We start from the raw sequence: 18,723 nt of genomic DNA on the forward strand, positions 1-18,723 counted from the left end.
TAAAAGATGAAAAAAATAATAATTGCTGGAATAATAGTAATAGCTGGAGTTTTCACTTCTTGCCAAGAGTTTGAAGACGATTTCTTAGATGCACCAGCTCAATCAACTTTAGATGAATCTATAATTTTCTCAACACCTGGACTTGCAAGAGGTGCTGTTGATGGAATTATGGAACCAATGGGACAAACTAACTCCTATAGAGGTAGATTCATACCTTTTTATGGATTTAATACTGATGCTGAATGGAACTACAGTTCTGATGATGTAGGTAGCTCTCAAGGAGACCTTTGCATTTATGATGCAAAACCAAACAACTCGCAAATGAACTCCTCAAACAATGCTTGGGCTATGATGTATTTAGGTATTGAAAGAGCCAATATTTGCATTAGAGGTTTAAGAGAATTCGGTAATCCTGAACCAGGTACTGAACTAGGACAATTACTAGGTGAGGCATTAACATTAAGAGCCATATACTATGCCGACTTAATGAAAGCTTGGGGAGATGTACCTGCACGTTTTGAACCTATAAACTCCGAAACTATATACTTAGCAAAATCTAATCGCGATATTATTTACAAACAAATCATTGCTGATTTAGGTGAAGCTTCTGACTTAGTTGCATGGCCTAACGAAACATCATCAACAACAAGTGTAGAAAGAGTTAACAAAGCATTTGTTAAATCATTTAGAGCTCGTTTAGCAATGATTGCTAGTGGATACCAACAATACCCTGATGGAGTAAGAAGAAGTAACGATCCTGCGCTTTCTGTTCAAAACATGTACACTTTAGCTTTAGATGAAGCTACTGATGTTATTGAAAGTGGTACTGCTCATTTAGAGCCATCATTTGAAGATTTTTGGAGAAGCTACAACGAAGAAAACGTTAGTGCTGGTGGAGAATCACTTTGGGAAATACCATTTTCAGCTGGTCGTGGTAGAGTATTATTCTCTTTCGCTGTAAGACATCGTGGTGTTGACCAACACACAGGTCAAGCTAGAGGTGGTATTGCGGGTCCATTACCAACCGTTTTCTATGATTTTGATGAAGATGATACTCGTAGAGACGTTACTTGTGTACCTTACCAATGGGGAAATCCTGATGCTGATGGATTTTCAGTACAAGAGCTTGTAGGTTTAGACACTTGGTATTTTGGAAAATACCGTTATGAGTGGATGAATAGGTATGTTACTTCCACTAACGATGATGGTGTAAATAAAATTTATATGCGTTTTGCAGAAGTATTACTAATTGCTGCTGAAGCTGCAAATGAATTACAAGGACCTGGTGCTGCTGCTCCTTATTTAAAAGAAGTACGTATGAGAGCATTCCCTTCTGAACTTCATGCTGAAAAAGTAGACAGTTATGTTGACGGATTATCAAGCCCTCAAGATATGTTTAACGCAATAGTTAAAGAACATATGTATGAATTTACTGGTGAAATGGAACGTAAACAAAACTTAATTCGTTGGAATTTATTAGGAGCTAATCTAGAAGAAGCTAAAATAAAAATGTTCAACCTAAAGAATCGTACTGGCGAATATGCTGATGTACCTTCTACATTATATTACAAATATGAAGAAGATGCTGAAACACTCGAGATTTATGGATTAAACAGAAATGAAGATGTAAACCCTGGACCAGAATATTCTGCTTTCGAATGGACAACAATTGAAGATGACATGATAAACTCTCTATTTAAACTAGGAGTAAATCCAGATGACAGACAGTTCTGGCCTATTTGGCAAGTATTTCTTGACTCAAGTAATGGCTTGTTAGTAAATGACTATGGATACTAGAAAAAACTATAAAAAGAAGCATAAAGTTATTATGAAAACAAAACATACACTAAAAGCAATTGCAATAGTACTGGGCTTATTATTTTCCTTTTCTAGTTGCGATAAAAAAGATGAACTAATAGAAGAATTACAAATTGACAGAGAGTTTGCTCCAGTTGACCTTACTTCTATAATTAGAACGCAAACAACAGTTGAGCTTAATTGGAATGTAGATGAAAATGTAGAAATGTACTTAGCTGAGTTTAGTGAAGATGAACAATTCTCTACACTAGTAGCTTCAGTTGATGTCGCATCCAATGAAGTACCTGTTCAAGTAGAGCTAAATGGAGAAACTCTTTACTACATAAGAGTTAAAGCAATAAGCTCAAGAGGTCTTCAAGATTCTAACTATGCTTATGTTACTGCTCAAACTTTAACTGAACAATTATTTTTACCTGAAGAACCAGGAGATATATTAGCAACCGAAGCAACTCTTAGATGGGTAGCAAATAGTACAGTTACTGAAATTGCACTAAATCCAGGAAACATTGTGCATACTATAACTCCTGAAGAAAGAGCAGCTGGAATTGCTGTTGTAACAGGTTTAACCGGAGAAACAGAATACACTGCACAATTATTGAACAACACAACTGTGAGAGGTGTTACAACTTTTACTACTGGAATTGATATTGGAGATGGTGTTTTAGTAACACCTGAAGACGACTTATTTCAAATGATTGCCGATGCAGAAGCTGGCGCTGTGTTAGTATTAGACGCAGGAGATTACACTGATCAAACTGGAACAATAACCTTAGACAAGTCTATCACTATTAGAGGCCTATACAACTTTGACAAACCTTTATTAAAAGTTAGTTTTGCTATCGTTGGAGGCGCTACAGATGTTGGTTTAGTTGATTTAGACCTAACAGGAGATGTTGCATTAGAATTAACTGATGCTGTACGCTACACAGGTGCGGGTAATTTTGACTCTTTACTTGTAAGTGGTTGTAACATTCATGACTATAATAGATCATTCATTGCTGGAAATGAAACAGACGCTATTCTTCAATCATTAACAGTTGAAAACTGTATAGTAACTGATATTCTTACAAGCGGTGGAGATTTTATAGATTTTAGAAACTCTGACGTTTTAAATATAAATGTAAACACAAGCACCTTTGATAACTGTGCTCCTGGTAGAGACTTTTTTAGAATTGACAATTCAGGGTCATCAGCTGGAACTGGATTAACTTGTAATATAACTTTAGAAAGCTGTACACTTTATGCTTGTTCAAATTCATCAAGCAGAAGATTATTCTATGTAAGATTTGATGCTAACGACATTACAAGCCAAAACAATTTAATTACTGATACAGAGTGCGAAGGTTACTCTGATAGAAGTGAAACAGATGAGTTTATGACATTTGGAAATAATAATTATTTCAATGCACCAACTTTTTATGATTCATCAGTAACTCGTTATGACGATAGTACAACATATAATACATTGGATCCTGGATTTGTTGATGCCGAAAATGGCGACTTCACAGTTACAACACAAACTGTAGTAGACAATAATGTAGGCGATCCACGATGGTTACAATAAAAAGCATACATTTGAATTAGTCATCAAGAGGAGGCGTGTTTAGATAGCATTCCTCCTTTTTACATTAAAAACAAACTTTGAGCTAATAATTCAGTAATTAAACTAATGTCTAAAGAAAAATACATCCTATTTATCATTATAACACTACTAGACAGTTTTGTTTTTTGCCAACCTTTAGCTTTTCCTTCAGCTGAAGGTTTTGGTAAATTTGCTACTGGTGGTAGAGGCGGATTTGTATATAAAGTTACCAATCTAAATGATGATGGCGAAGGCAGTTTAAGAAAAGGGATTTTAAAAAGTGGTGCTCGAATAATCGTTTTTGATGTATCGGGAACCATAGAACTCAAATCAAAATTAGACATAAACAAAGGAGATTTAACCATTTTAGGACAAACAGCTCCTGGTGATGGCATTACACTAAAAGGTTTTCCGGTAACCATCAAATCAAACAATGTCATTTTACGATATTTAAGATTTAGAATGGGAGACACAAATAAAATTGAAGGTGATGCATTGGGTTGTAGAAATACCGAAAACGTTATTATAGACCACTGCTCTATCAGCTGGGGAACAGATGAAAACGCTTCTTTTTACAATAACAAGAATTTCACACTGCAATGGTGTATCATTTCTGAAGCGCTCAACCAATCGGTTCACCATAAAGGCAAACATGGTTATGGAGGCATCTGGGGAGGAGTCAATGTGTCGTTTCATCACAATTTGATTGCAAGCAACAATAGCAGAAATCCGCGGTTTAGCGGTTCTTCTACCACAGAAAATTCTGAAAACGAGTTTGTAGATTTTAGAAACAACGTCATTTACAATTGGGGAGATAACAGTATTTATGGAGGAGAAAAAGGTACTTATAATATTATCAATAATTATTACAAGTCTGGACCTGCTACTAAAGATTCTAAAAAAAATCGCATCGTAAATCCTTCTGAACCTTATGGTAAATTTTATGTTAGCGGCAACTATATTGAAGGTTTTGATACTATTTCCAAAAACAACTGGAAAGGTGGCGTACAATGTGACAACCCTCTAGAAACAGTATTATACAGCCCAATCGACATTAAAGAAAATATCATTACAACTGATGCTCAAACTGCTTACCAAACAGTTTTAGATCATGCTGGAGCAAGCAAAAACAGAGATGCTGTTGACATTCGTATTGTAAACAATGTCATTAAAGGTAAAACGGATTATAAAAAAGGAATTATCGACTCGCAAGACGATGTTGGCGGATGGCCAACTTTAAAAACTGAACATCCTGAAAAAGACTCAGATAATGATGGTATTCCTAACAAATGGGAAAGACAGCATAAATTAGACTGCATGAAAGATGATGCTTCTCTATTTACACTAGATAAAAATTATTCAAATATTGAAATGTATAGCTTTTCAATATTAAACAACAACTAATATAAATTAAATGAAAAAGACACCTACAAACTTTGTAAAACTCACCCTCTTGAGTCTATGCTTAACTTTACTTGCGTTTAGCTGCAAAGAAAAAGCAGAAGAAAAAAAAGAAGATGCAACACCTGATCATTTTGAAGCAGCAGATGCTATCATAAAAAGTATCATTGTGCCTCAATTTCCTGATAAAACTTTTAACATTACTGATTTTGGTGCAGTTTCAGATGGAACAACAAATAATAGTGAAGCCATCAAAAAAGCTATCGATAGCTGCCACAACTCTGGAGGTGGTAAAGTGATTATTCCTTCTGGAAAATTTCTTACTGGACCAATTTATATTAAAAGCAATGTGAATTTACATTTGGAAGAAGGTGCTGAAGTGCTGTTTTCAACCAACACAAAAGATTATTTACCAGTGGTTCATACTTCATACGAAGGTCAAGAATTGATGAACTACTCCCCTCTTATTTATGCTTACAAAGAAAAAAATATTGCTGTAACCGGAAAAGGCACATTTAACGGTCAAGCTAGTAATGACAATTGGTGGGCTTGGTGTGGTAAAGATGTTTATGGGTATACCGAAGGTGAACCACGCCAACAAGACGAACACAACTTACCACGTTTATGGGAAATGTCAGACAACAACATTCCTGTTTCTGAACGTGTATTTGGAGAAGGCTACCAATTGCGTCCACAATTCATGCAACCTTTTGAATGCGAAAACATTTTAATTCAAGGTGTCACGTTTACCAATGCGCCTTTTTGGGTGGTTCATCCAATCAAATCCAACCATATTACTGTGGATGGTATCACTGTAAAAAGTCATGGACCAAACAACGATGGTTGCGATCCTGAATATGCAAAAAATGTACTTATCAAAAATTGTGTGTTTGACACAGGAGACGATTGTATTGCTATAAAATCTGGTAGAAATAATGATGGTCGACAAGTAAATATTCCAAGTGAAAACATCGTGGTTGAAAATTGCGATATGAAAGATGGCCATGGTGGTGTTGTTATGGGAAGTGAAATTTCAGCTGGAGTAAGAAATGTGTATGTTAGAAACTGTAAAATGGATAGTCCCGAACTTGATAGAGCCATCAGAATAAAGACCAATACGCTTCGTGGTGGTTTTGTGGAAAATGTTTACGTTAAAAACGTTCAGGTTGGTCAGGTTAAGGAAGCGGTTCTAAAAATAAACACGTACTACGGCACATATGCTAACCAAGAAGGTGTTTACATGCCAACGATAAAAAATATTCACCTTGAAAATATTACTGTTGAAAACGGCGGAAAATATGGTGTACTCATTAAAGGACGACCTGAAAGTTTCGTAAAAAATGTCACACTTACAAACGTTCACATTAAAGGTGCTAAAACAGATTTGTCTGTAGAAAATTCTGAACCTATAACATTTGAAAACACAACCATTAACGGTAAAACGTATTAAAACCTACACAATGAAAAAATCGATATTAGCACTAGGCATCGCATTAAGCTTGATGGCATGTAAGGACAAAACTGAAAGTAAGGAAACTCCTAGTTACGATGGTGTTGAAACTCAAGAAACAGCACAACAAACTTATGCCGAAATCTCCGTAGCGGAAGGTGGCGAATGGATTGATGGTCCTAGAGGTCATGAAGAATATGCCAATGGTACATCCTTTAAAAATGTCAATACACTACAATTACCTGAACAACATACCGATCACACGTGGTTTATTCGCTATGAAGGACCAGGTTGGGAAAACAGTCAGGTTGGTTATCGCTTGTATCTCGATTGGAGGAATGCGATTGATGTCTTCGGAAAAAAGGTAGATTCAATGGTGTTACCTCAAGTTGGTCAAGACGGATTTGATTCGTATCATGAGCCTTCAGCTTGGGGACAAGATATTCTGAAAGCAGGAAAATCTATGGGAATTGGAGGTTACGGACGCGTAGTATCAGATACCGTTGTCCATTTTCAAGAAGTGGAGAACACAGTGGCTAAAATTGAAAATACTTCCGAAAGTTCATCAGTAAATATTTCATACACAGGTTGGAAATCTGGTTCTGATGTGATTGATTTGAATTCCAAATTAACCATCTATCCTCACGACAGATTCACCAAAGCAGAGTTAAGTCCGTCTAAAGCTATTGAAGGACTTTGCACAGGAATTGTAAACCATAATGTAGAGTTTTTCAAAAAGGAAGGACAACAATGGGCTTATATTGCCACTTATGGAACACAAACACTTGCAAGTCCTCCAGACAATCTAGGAATGGCTTTATTCTACAAAAAAGATGAAGTCGCTAATCAAAACACTGGTAAGGATGATCATTTGGTCGTTTTCAAACCAACAACCGAAACCCTTACCTATTACTTCTTGGCAGCTTGGGAACAAGAACCTAATGGTATCACCAATCAAGAAGATTTCATAAAAGACATGGATCAAAAACTTGAACAGTTAGACCGTTCAAACGCCTTATAAAATATAACATCATGACTCTAAAAAAAACCTTTTTTTCATTAACCCTTGCAACTTGTTTGGTAAGCTTCAGCTGTAAAGACAAAAGCAATACAACTGAAACAACTTCAGAAAACACGACAACAGAACTTTTAATTTCTGAAGACTTAAAGTGGTCTGAGCGCATGATGCTTTCAGAAATTGAACGTTTTCCAGATCCAACACTTCTAGATTTCAGGGAAAAACCTAAATGGAGCTACACACCAGGACTAGTCTTGAGCGCGTGCGCAAAACTTTATGAGCAAACCGAAAACGAAACGTATTACGATTATGTTTATGCCTATGCAGATGCTATGATTGACAGCACAGGAACTATAAAAACCTATAAGTTGTCAAATCAAAATCTTGATATGATTAAATCTGGAGATGTACTGCTATACCTCTACCCTAAAACAAAAGAAGAACGTTTCCTTACAGCAATGGAAACCTTAAACAGCCAAATGGAATCACAACCAAAAACATCTGATGGTGGTTATTGGCATAAGAAAATTTATCCGTATCAAATGTGGTTAGATGGTTTGTATATGGCTGAACCATTTCACGCAAAATACGCAAGGGATTATATCGAAGATGAAGCCACAAAACAAAAAATATATGACGATGTTGTCTTGCAATTTGATTTGATTCAAAAGCATAGTCGTGATGAAAAGAGTGGATTACTTTATCATGGTTGGGACGAAAGCAAAGAGCAACGTTGGGCTAATAAAGACACAGGTAACTCGCAACATTTCTGGTCTCGTGGCATGGGTTGGTATGGAATGGCAATGGTAGATGTTTTAGATGTTTTACCTGAAAACCATCCAGGAAGAGCACGTATTATTGAATACCTCAACCAATATGCTGAAGCTGTAACCAAAGTGCAACACGACTCTGGTTTATGGTATCAAGTATTAGATCAAGGCGACAGAGAAGGCAATTATCTTGAAGCTACAGGTACAGCGATGTTTACCTATACGTTTGCCAAAGGTGCCAACAAAGGCTATTTACCAAAAAGCTATCTTGATGTGGCCAAAAAAGGCTATAAAGGCTTAATCGACAATCTTATTTCTGTGGATGAAAAAGGTATTGTTAGTCTTAACAAATGTTGTGGTGTTGCTGGTTTAGGTGGTAATCCTTACAGAGATGGTTCTTTTGACTATTATGTAAACGAAATCATTCGTTCCAACGATCCAAAAGGTACTGGTCCATTTATTTTAGCGAGTATGGAATTAAATCAATAAAACCAATGAAATTTAGCCCTTTAGTACTTTTAATTTTTAGCATTCAACTATCTATTTCTCAAAACAATTCTGAGGTTTGGATTTCTGATAATGGTGATGGCACTTACACCAATCCTATTATTTATGCAGACTATTCAGATCCTGATGTTGTGAGAGTTGGTGACGATTATTACATGACAGCATCTAGCTTTAATGCTGTCCCAGGATTACCTATTTTACATTCAAAAGACATGGTAAATTGGAAAATAATTAATCATGCTCTACAAGAAATAGTTCCTGTTGATGTTTTTAATGTTCCTCAGCATGGAAATGGTGTTTGGGCTCCAAGTATAAGGTATCACAATAATGAATTTTATATTTATTGGGGAGATCCAGATTTTGGAATCTATATGGTAAAAACCAAAGACCCAAGTAAAGCTTGGGATAAACCAATATTGGTTATGGAAGGAAAAGGTTTAATCGATCCTTGTCCGCTTTGGGATGATAATGGTGACGCTTATCTTGTTCATGCTTACGCAGGAAGTAGAGCTGGTGTTAAAAGCTTACTTTCAGTTAATAAAATGAATAGAGAAGGAACTCAGGTTATAGACAAAGGTGTTCATGTATTTGACGGTCATGATAACCATGACACTGTTGAAGGCCCAAAATTTTATAAACGAAATGGTTATTACTACATTTTTGCGCCTGCTGGTGGAGTAGCAACTGGTTGGCAACTTATTTTACGTTCAAAAAATATTTATGGTCCATACGAAGAAAAAGTAGTTTTAGAGCAAGGAAGCACAACCATAAACGGACCTCATCAAGGTGCTTGGGTAGATACACCTGATAGAGAATCTTGGTTTTATCATTTTCAGGATTTGGAAGCCTATGGTAGAATTGTGCATTTACAGCCAATGAGTTGGAAAGACAACTGGCCTATTATGGGAAAAGATATTGATGGTAACGGAATTGGAGAACCTGTTACTAAAAATAAAAAACCAAATATTCAACAATCCTATCCAATTGTAACACCTCAAGAAACTGATAATTTTGAAGGTGACAAGATTGGTTTACAGTGGCAATGGAATGCAAATCCAAATGTTTTATGGCACGCAAAATTGAGAGGTAAAAATCACCTAAGATTGTTTTCAATAAAACCACCTGAGAACCTTTCTAATTTGTGGTTAGTCCCTAATTTATTATTACAAAAATTTCCTGCTCCAAGCTTTTCAGTAAGTACCAAAATCTCTCTCTTTCCTGAAGAAGCTAAAAAAGGTAAAACCGCTGGTTTAATTGTTATGGGAACCGATTATGCAACTTTAAGCATTTCGCATGATGAAAACGGATTCTATTTGAATCAAACTGAAGCGTTAAAAGCCATTGATGGTAGTCCTGAAGTTGTTAACGAATCAGTAAAACTGAAATCAAATTCAGCTTACTTTAAAGTTGAAGTGTCGTCTCCAAATGCTATGTGTCAGTTTTTATATTCCGAAAATGGAAAAAAATTCAAAAAAATTGGAAACCCATTTAAAGCCAAAGAAGGAAAATGGATTGGTGCTAAAGTAGGTTTATTTTCAATAAGTACTCAAGAAGCAAAACGTGGTGGTTATGCTGATGTGGAATTTTTTAGAATAACAAAATGATAGTTCCTAAAAGACACATACTTAGTTTCACTTTTCTTTTGTTACTAATGTTTAGTTCTTATTCTCAAGACAACAAACAAGAGTTTAAGCCCTATACCATTGAAACCACTTATAAAAAATTAAAAAAATATTATCCTGACGTTTCTCCAATTGAACCAATAGTTTCAGATAAAATAAAAGCTGAAACAAATGTAGTTTACAAAACTATTAATGGTTCTCAACTAAAAGTCGACATCTACTCACCTAATACTGATGAAACTCAAACTTATCCGGCTGTCTTACTTATTCATGGTGGTGGTTGGTTAACCGGAAGCAAAGAAAACCAGCAAGTGATGGCTCAACATTTAGCTTTAAAAAATTATGTAGCCATTACAGTATCCTATAGATTAGGATTGGAAGCACTTTATCCTGCAGCAGTTTTAGATTTGAAAGATGCTATATTATGGATACGCAAAAACGCAAAAACCTACAATATAGAACCAAACAATATAGCTGTTTTAGGAACTTCGGCAGGAGCGCAATTAGCGACTTTAATTGGAGTAGCTCCAAAGAATGATACTTTTGGAGATACTTCAGAGATTTCAAAAAGTGTAAAAGCCATTATAAATATTGATGGTATTGTGTCTTTCATTCATCCAGAGGCTTCTGCAGAAGGCAAAATGGCAAGTATATGGTTGAATGGTACTAAATCAGAAAACTTTAAAAACTGGAAAGAAGCATCTCCACTAGAGTATGTTAATGCTTCTACTCCACCTACTCTATTTATAAACAGTTCACAAGAACGATTTCACGCTGGACGTGATGATATGATTTTATTACTCGACAAATACAAAATTTATAGCGAAACCCACACTTTAGAAGATAGTCCTCACTCATTCTGGTTACTACATCCATGGTTTGAAACCACATTGAATCATACTGTTAATTTTTTAAATGAAATAATGCTATCCAATTAAAATAGAATGAAATTTTACAAATAGTGTATTTTTGCCATAATTCTGACTTTAATTATTTTCAATGAAGAAAAAGACAACCATATATGACATTGCAAAAAAGCTAAACCTAACAGCTGCAACCGTTTCAAGAGCTCTAAACAACAATGAGAAGATAAGCGAAAACACACGTAAGCTAGTACAGGAAACTGCCTTAGAAATGAACTACGAGCAAAACACGCTCGCTAGAGCTTTAAAAAGTGGTAAAAGTTACAATGTTGGCGTTATCGTACCACGTATGGATAGTAACTTTTTTGCTTCAGTAATTAGAGGTATTGAAGAAGAGCTTTATCCTAAAGGATACCATGTTATTATTTGTCAAACCCATGATCAAGAAAATTTAGAAACTGGTAACATAAACTCATTGTTAAATGCTCAGGTTGATGGTATATTAATGTCAATTTCAAACTCTAAAACCAAAAATCAAATATTTAATAGTTTATCACGTAAGCGCGTTCCTTTAATTTTCTTTGATAGAAAAAAAGACATAAGCGGAGTAAGCTCTGTAACTATTGATGACTTTAATGGTGCTTATGAAGCTACCAAACATTTAATTGAACAAGGCTGCAAGCGAATAGCTCACTTATCTAATGACAGGTCTTTAGAAATCTTTAAAAATCGTTATTTAGGCTATAAACAAGCTATTTTAGACCATGGTCTTGAGCTTGACGAAAGTTTAGTTATTGAAACCCATAGTAAAGTTGAAGAAGGAAGAAAAACAGCAAAAGCTTTACTTAGCATGGAAAGACCTCCTGATGCTATTTTTTCTTCCAGTGATTTTACCGCTTTAGGTGCCATACAAGAAATAAAAGCAAATGGTTTAAAAATACCAGAAGATATTTGCGTAGTAGGATTCAGTAACGAACCGTTTACACGTTTTATGGAATTGTCAATTACTTCTGTTGATCAGTCGCCAATTGAAATGGGTAGAATGACTGCTCAAGTGTTTCTTGAGGAAGTTAATAATGGAAAAAACGTAAAAATGGAGAAACAAATAGTGCTTACTCCTGAACTCATCGTGAGAAAATCATCCTTAAAAAAGCAGTAATTCCACTTACAAAGACACGCCTCGTTTCCAAGGAATAAAATCATCTTGATTTAAAATACTTGCTTTAGACTTTATGGTACCACTTGCGACATCAACTATGTACTGAAGCATTGTTTCTGCCATTTCTTCTATAGTCTTTTCGCCTTTAATCACATCGCCTGTATCTACATCAATAATATCGCTCATTTTTGCTGCTAACTCCGAATTTGAAGATACTTTTATCACTGGTGTAATCGGATTTCCGGTTGGTGTTCCTAAACCTGTTGTAAACAACACAATGTTTGCTCCAGAACCTACCATTGCTGTAGTACTTTCGACATCATTTCCTGGTGTACACAATAAATTAAGACCTGGATTTGTAACATATTCGCCATAATCTAAAACATCAACTACTGGTGACGTACCACCTTTTTTAGCAGCACCTGCAGATTTCATAGCATCAGTAATCAATCCGTCTTTGATGTTTCCTGGCGATGGATTCATATCAAAACCAGAACCAGCATCTACAACCGATTTTTCAAAGGCTTGCATCAAGCTTAAAAACTTATTCGCCTTGTCTTCTTCTACACATCTGTTTACCAACTCCTGCTCTACACCACAAAGCTCTGGGAATTCAGCTAAAATCGCCGTTCCTCCAAGTGCAACTAACATATCTGAAGTATAACCTAAAGTTGGGTTTGCTGAAATCCCTGAAAAACCATCAGAACCACCACATTCTAAACCGACTTTAAGCTTCGATAAAGGTGCTGGTTGACGTTCTATTTTATTAGCCTCTTTAATGGCTTCAAACGAATTTTTTATAATCGCTGTTAGCATTTCATCAACAGTTCCCATTTGTTGTTGCTCGTACATCAACACTGGTTTTTTGTTGTTTGGACTAATCGCTTCTAATGCTTTATTGAAAATATCAATTTGAAGATTTTGACAACCTAAACTTAATACCGTTGCTCCTGCCACATTAGGATTCTTCACATAACCAGCCAACAAACGTGCTAGACTTTCAGAATCTTGACGAATACCACCACAGCCTCCAGGATGTGTAATGAATTTTACTTCAATATTATCAAACACATTCGTGGTTTGCTCTGGCTCAACTGCTGTAGTTCCGTTATCTTCATTTACCAACGAACGTAATAACATTCTGTGGCTATTAGACTTTTGAGTCAGTAATTCTTTTTCAAAAATATCTTTTAGTAGTTCAATATTTCTGTTTTCGCAGAATACCAAAGGAAAAAACAACCAAACATTGGCTGTACCAACTTGCCCATCTTCTCTATGGTAACCCATAAATGTTTTGTCTTTCCACTTATCTACATTAGGAACAGACCAACCGATGGTATCGGTTTTTTGAGTGACTTTTGCGCTTTGATGTTTTACATTTTCAGTGGTAAGCACATCACCTTTTGCTATAGCTTCACTCGCTTTACCTACTAAAACTCCGTACATCATAATGCGGTCGCCAGCACCAAAATCATTCATCGCGATTTTATGCTTCGCCTTAACATCTGAAATCACTTTGATGTCTTGACCTTCAAACGCTATAACATCACCAGCTTTTAGATTTACCAAAGCCACTGCGACATTATCTGTTGGATGTACTTTTATTAACTTCTTCTGCATCACCTCTCGGTTTATTAATCTTATAATTTATTCTTGAAATTTTTCAAACCTTGCTCAACGCCATTAGCTTCAATTTCTTCTAATGCCAATGCAATAGCATCTACAAGGTTGTTTACGTTTGTAAGGTCTTCGTCCCAAAACGTCGTGTTTTGTAATGCTACTGTAGCAACAGTTTTGTAATCATCAGTTGACCAAATTGATTTGAATGCATTTACAATATCTTCACTATCCTTTATAGGCAATGCTTCGCCATTCCATTCGCCTTTGTAAAAACGAATTAAACACGCGAAAGCAAAGGTTAAATGCGCTGGTAACTTTTGAAATTTCTCGTTGTATTCCAATAAACTTGGTAATACTCTCACCTTAAATTTTGAAATGGAATTTAAAGCGATATCAGCTAACTTATGCTTGATGAATGGGTTTCTAAAACGGTCTAGGATTTCTTCAGCAAAACTGTCTAATTCTGCTTTATCCATTGGCAACACGTGATTGATTTCATCAAAAATGGTACTGTTTACAAAGGCTCCAGTAAATTCATTATCAACAGTTTCTTTTACCGTTTCATTTCCGTAAAGCAACGAAAATGGCACCATTGAGGTATGCGCACCATTTAAAATACGTACTTTTCTAGTACGATATGGTTGCATATCTGCAACAATTTTTACGTCTAAATCGGTTTTATCGAAAGGTAATTTGGCTTTTAAATCATCGCCTCCTTCAATAACCCAAAGTAAAAATGCTTCAGCCGAAACAATTAAATTGTCTTTATAATCTAACTGCGCGTTATACTCTTCAATTTGGTCTTTTGGATAACCAGGAACAATACGGTCTACCAATGTATTGTGGAATGAACAGTCTTGCGTTAACCAAGTTTTAAACCCTTCTTCAAGCTTCCAGTCTGCACAATATTTCAAAATTATTTCTTTTAAAGTATCAGAATTATAATTGATTAATTCACACGGAATAATCGTCAATGCTTTGTCTGAAGCACCATTGAAATGCTTGAAACGCTCATATAATAGCACAGTAAGCTTTGCTGGAAAAGAACTTGGTGGTTGCATTTCTAAAGTATCACTTTCTACATAAGCGATGCCAGCTTCAGTTGTGTTAGATATAATAAATTGTAACCCTTCTTCTTTCGCAAGGTCTAAATACTGTTGAAAATCGGCATACGGATTTACACCTTTTACAATATTTGTGATGAGCTCTTTCGTCTGAATTTCTTCACCTTTTTGAATTCCTTTTAAGAACAATGTATATAGTCCGTCTTGGTCATTCAACATATCAACCATACCTCTATCAATAGGTTGCACCACAGCAACACCAGCATTGAAATCAGCGTTTTGATTTAATTTTTGAAATGCATACTCAACAAAGGCTCTTAAAAAATTACCTTCTCCAAATTGTACAACCTTGATTGGATTCTTTTTTGATAAACCAAGGTGCTCTCTATTTAATACGTTTAGTTCTTTTAGTTCTGACATAACTTATTTAATTAAAGTCCAAATATTTTAGGTAACCAAAGGGTTAACTGTGGGAAATATGTAACCAAAAACAGGGCTACAATCATTGCTAAAAACAATGGTAGTAATGGTTTCATTACTTTTTGAATTGTTGTTTGCGCTACTCCAACACCAACAAAGAGGACGGATCCAACTGGTGGCGTACAGAGTCCGATACATAAATTAAGTACCATGATGATACCAAACTGCACAGGATCCATACCTAAACCTGTTACTACAGGTAAAAATATTGGAGTAAAAATCAATACAGCAGGCGTCATATCCATGAAAATTCCAACGAATAATAAAATTAAATTGATGATTAAAAGTATTACTACTGGGTTGTCACTTATCGCTAATAACGTTGAGCTTATATTCTGTGGAATATTTTCATAAGACATCACCCAAGACATACTCATAGACGCTCCAATAAGTAACATTACAACCGCAGTTGTTGCTGAAGAGTCTAATAAAATTTCTGGTAATGATTTTATATTGATTTCTTTGTAAGCAAACCCTAAAATAAGCGTATAAAGCACTGCAATTGCCGAAGCTTCTGTTGCTGTAAAAATTCCGGTTACAATACCACCAATAACAATAACTAGTAAAAACAAACTTGGTAAAGCATCAACAAACGTCTTAAAAACCTCTTTTAATGAACTACGTTTTCCTAGTTTATACTTTTTCTTTTTAGCCCAAAATGAAGCAACAAGCATTAAGAATAAACCTGTTAAAATTCCAGGAATATAACCTGCTAAAAACAGAGCTGCAATAGAAACGCCACCACTTGCTAATGAATATACAATCAACACATTACTCGGCGGAATAATTAATCCTGTTGTGGCAGATGTAATATTTACAGCAGCGCCAAATTCTTTAGAATAACCTTCTTTTTCCATTTCTGGACCAAGAATACTTCCCATTGCTGAAGCTGATGCCATTGCAGAACCAGCAATTGCTCCCATCAACATAGCTCCAATAACGTTAATTAATGCTAAACCTCCTGGTAATGCTCCTACTAGTGTTTTTGCAAATGCAATGAGCCTATGCGCAATACCTCCTTTGTTCATGAGCTGTCCGGAAAGAATAAAAAACGGAATTGCTAAAAGTGCAAAACTGTCTAATCCTGTTCCCATACGTTGAGAAACCGTTGTAAACGCAGGCATTGCAGGAATACTAACTAACATAGTTAATACAGAAGAAATAGAAATACTCCAAGCCACAGGTGTTCCTATTGACAATAAGCCAATAAAACTAATTACTAAAACTAAAATTGGTATATAATCCATGGCTATTTAATATTTTTAATATCTGAAATTTTGTAAAAAATGATTAGTAATCCGCTTAATGGAATAGCTAAATACACCAATGCTAATGGTATTTGTAATGCAGGTGAATGCTGATCTAATACATAAGTGATATACACTAATCGTAATCCTCCAACAACCATTGCAAATAAGGCAAATGAAATAATTAAAATGTAAACGATTAGCTTAAGTTTTTTTTGTGTTTTATTACTTGAACGAAGCGGAAGCACATCTATAGCAACATGCATATTTCTTCCTGAAACATAAGCTGCTCCAAGTATTCCTAACCAAATCATTAAATAACGTGCTAACTCATCAGTAAATGAACTTGGCGTACCCACAACAAACCTTGTAAATACTTGCCAAATTACATTTACCACCATAACTCCCATAATGACAATGAGAATATTTCCTAAAACTTTATCTATTTTTTCTCTCAAAGTCATATTACTGGGTGTTTTTTATTCTGTCTATTAAACTTTTCATGTCGGCATCTTGACCATAATGTTCATACACTCCCTCAACCTCTTTAGAAAACAATGTTTTATCAGGTCTTATCACAGTAACTCCAGCAGCTTCTACGGCATCTAAAGCTTCTTTTTCTGCATCTGCCCATAAAGTACGTTGATAGGTTACCGATTTATCTACAGCTTCTTGTAACCACGTTCTTTCTTGTTCAGATAAATCATTCCAAATATGTGTTCCTATAATCAATACATCAGGTAAAGATGTATGCTCATCTAAAGAATAGTATTTACAAACCTCATAGTGTCTTGACAGGTAAAAACTAGGTGGATTATTTTCAGCTCCATCAACTACACCTTGTTGTAAAGATGTATAAAGTTCTCCCCAAGAAATTGGTGTTGCCGAACCTCCAAGACTTTTTACCATATCCATAGCAGTAACACTTTCCATTACTCTAATTTTAAGTCCTTTTAAGTCTTCTGGAGAGTTCACAGGCTTGTCTTTTGTATAAAAACTTCTACTACCTGCATCGTAATAGCCCATACCTTTTATCCAATACTTGGTGCCTTCATCTAGTAATTCTTTTCCAACAGGACCATCTAAAACATTAAATAAATGCTGTTTATCTCTAAACAAAAATGGCAATCCGAAAACTTTAGTTCTTGGTGCAAAATTTTCCATCACACCAACAGATACTTTAGTCATATCTAAACTTCCTATTTGAAGTAATTCTATACATTCACGTTCTGTACCTAATTGCTGACTTGGGTATATTTCCAACTGCATTTTCCCGTCAGAAATTTTGGCTAAATCTTCACCCATTTTAACCATGGCTTTATGCACAGAATGATTAACATCTAAACTATGTGCTAACTTTATAGTGCGTGTATCGCTAATGGTATTACAGCTTGAGTAAAGCGCAAAAACCATAACATAAGTAAGTACTGTAAAAAGTCGTTTCATAGTTATTGTGTTTTTATGGTCTTAATTATATCCAATGCATTTTTAACATTGGTTTCAAGCGCTTTAAAATCATTATTTGCGATAATTTCTTTTGAAATTAGCTTTGATCCCATACCTACGCAAGTTACACCTGCTTCAAACCAAGCTTTTAAATTTTCTTCGGTTGGTGCTACGCCTCCAGTTGGCATAATAGATGTCCATGGTTGTGGTCCTTTGATTCCTTTTACAAACTTTGGCCCATAAACATCACCAGGAAATAATTTTACAACCTCACAACCTAACTCTTCTGCTTTAGCTATTTCAGTAAGCGAGCCACATCCAGGAGACCATAATACTTTACGTCTATTACAAACAACAGCAATATCTTCTCGAAGTACAGGCGTTACAATAAAGTTAGCGCCTAATTGCATGTATAACGACGCTGAAGCAGCATCTGTAACTGATCCTACGCCTAAAATCATTCCTGGTAATTCTGCAATAGCGTATTTATTTAGTTCACCAAAAACTTCGTGAGCAAAATCTCCTCTTGAAACAAACTCCATTAACCTTGCTCCACCATCATAACAGGCTTTTAATACCTGCTTACAAACAGCAATATCAGCATTGTAAAACAAGGGAACTAGCCCTGTTTCTTTCATAGTTTTTGCAACGTCTATTCTTGTATATTGTGCCATAA

The 18,723-nt window shown here is 35.4% G+C and carries 15 protein-coding genes; 9 read left to right on the plus strand and 6 right to left on the minus strand.

Annotated elements, in window-relative coordinates; translation table 11 throughout:
- The first annotated feature begins 6 nt into the window (after positions 1–6).
- The 9 genes from DMZ43_RS00900 (at position 7) to DMZ43_RS00940 (ending at position 12,190) form a co-directional block, all read left to right on the plus strand.
- Positions 7–1,797, plus strand: a complete 1,791-nt coding sequence (locus DMZ43_RS00900; RefSeq protein ID WP_131505823.1) for a RagB/SusD family nutrient uptake outer membrane protein — start codon at positions 7–9, stop codon at positions 1,795–1,797.
- A 31-nt stretch (positions 1,798–1,828) separates the two neighbouring features.
- Positions 1,829–3,382, plus strand: a complete 1,554-nt coding sequence (locus DMZ43_RS00905) for a DUF5123 domain-containing protein (RefSeq protein ID WP_161566717.1) — start codon at positions 1,829–1,831, stop codon at positions 3,380–3,382.
- Positions 3,383–3,487: 105 nt separating this feature from the next.
- Positions 3,488–4,804 (plus strand): polysaccharide lyase family 1 protein, encoded by a 1,317-nt coding sequence (locus DMZ43_RS00910; RefSeq protein WP_202865191.1) that lies wholly within the window; start codon positions 3,488–3,490, stop codon positions 4,802–4,804.
- 10 nt (positions 4,805–4,814) lie between these two features.
- Positions 4,815–6,251, plus strand: a complete 1,437-nt coding sequence (locus DMZ43_RS00915; protein ID WP_131505825.1) for a glycoside hydrolase family 28 protein — start codon at positions 4,815–4,817, stop codon at positions 6,249–6,251.
- A gap of 10 nt (positions 6,252–6,261) precedes the next feature.
- Positions 6,262–7,272 carry a DUF4861 family protein gene (locus DMZ43_RS00920; protein ID WP_131505826.1) on the plus strand — a complete coding sequence of 337 codons (1,011 nt, stop codon included), beginning with the start codon at positions 6,262–6,264 and terminating at the stop codon, positions 7,270–7,272.
- 11 nt (positions 7,273–7,283) lie between these two features.
- Entirely contained in the window at positions 7,284–8,528 is a 1,245-nt protein-coding gene (locus tag DMZ43_RS00925; RefSeq protein WP_131505827.1) for a glycoside hydrolase family 105 protein, read from the plus strand.
- Between the two features lie 5 nt (positions 8,529–8,533).
- The gene (locus tag DMZ43_RS00930) at positions 8,534–10,150 is read left to right on the plus strand and encodes a glycoside hydrolase 43 family protein (protein ID WP_131505828.1); all 1,617 of its coding nucleotides are present in this window, start codon (positions 8,534–8,536) and stop codon (positions 10,148–10,150) included.
- Entirely contained in the window at positions 10,147–11,106 is a 960-nt protein-coding gene (locus tag DMZ43_RS00935; protein ID WP_131505829.1) for an alpha/beta hydrolase, read from the plus strand. The genes DMZ43_RS00930 and DMZ43_RS00935 overlap by 4 nt, the downstream gene beginning before the upstream one ends.
- Positions 11,107–11,167: 61 nt before the next feature.
- Positions 11,168–12,190: a LacI family DNA-binding transcriptional regulator gene (locus DMZ43_RS00940; RefSeq protein WP_131505830.1), complete on the plus strand. Its 1,023-nt coding sequence runs from the start codon at positions 11,168–11,170 to the stop codon at positions 12,188–12,190.
- Between the two features lie 6 nt (positions 12,191–12,196).
- Here the strand turns inward: DMZ43_RS00940 and DMZ43_RS00945 are convergent, their stop codons facing one another.
- From DMZ43_RS00945 to DMZ43_RS00970, 6 genes are read right to left on the minus strand one after another with little or no spacing between them, the layout of a single operon-like run.
- Positions 12,197–13,810 (minus strand): UxaA family hydrolase, encoded by a 1,614-nt coding sequence (locus DMZ43_RS00945; RefSeq protein ID WP_131505831.1) that lies wholly within the window; start codon positions 13,808–13,810, stop codon positions 12,197–12,199.
- A 20-nt stretch (positions 13,811–13,830) separates the two neighbouring features.
- Positions 13,831–15,294, minus strand: a complete 1,464-nt coding sequence (locus DMZ43_RS00950; protein WP_131505832.1) for a tagaturonate reductase — start codon at positions 15,292–15,294, stop codon at positions 13,831–13,833.
- Between the two features lie 11 nt (positions 15,295–15,305).
- Positions 15,306–16,601, minus strand: a complete 1,296-nt coding sequence (locus DMZ43_RS00955) for a TRAP transporter large permease (protein WP_131505833.1) — start codon at positions 16,599–16,601, stop codon at positions 15,306–15,308.
- 2 nt (positions 16,602–16,603) lie between these two features.
- On the minus strand, positions 16,604–17,065 hold the full coding sequence (locus DMZ43_RS00960; RefSeq protein WP_131505834.1) for a TRAP transporter small permease: 462 nt from the start codon (positions 17,063–17,065) through the stop codon (positions 16,604–16,606).
- 1 nt (position 17,066) lies between these two features.
- The gene (locus tag DMZ43_RS00965) at positions 17,067–18,047 is read right to left on the minus strand and encodes a TRAP transporter substrate-binding protein (RefSeq protein WP_131505835.1); all 981 of its coding nucleotides are present in this window, start codon (positions 18,045–18,047) and stop codon (positions 17,067–17,069) included.
- A 2-nt stretch (positions 18,048–18,049) separates the two neighbouring features.
- On the minus strand, positions 18,050–18,721 hold the full coding sequence (locus tag DMZ43_RS00970) for a bifunctional 4-hydroxy-2-oxoglutarate aldolase/2-dehydro-3-deoxy-phosphogluconate aldolase (protein WP_131505836.1): 672 nt from the start codon (positions 18,719–18,721) through the stop codon (positions 18,050–18,052).
- Positions 18,722–18,723: the final 2 nt, after the last annotated feature.

Source organism: Meridianimaribacter sp. CL38, from assembly GCF_004328055.1.
Lineage (GTDB): Bacteria > Bacteroidota > Bacteroidia > Flavobacteriales > Flavobacteriaceae > Gaetbulibacter_B > Gaetbulibacter_B jejuensis.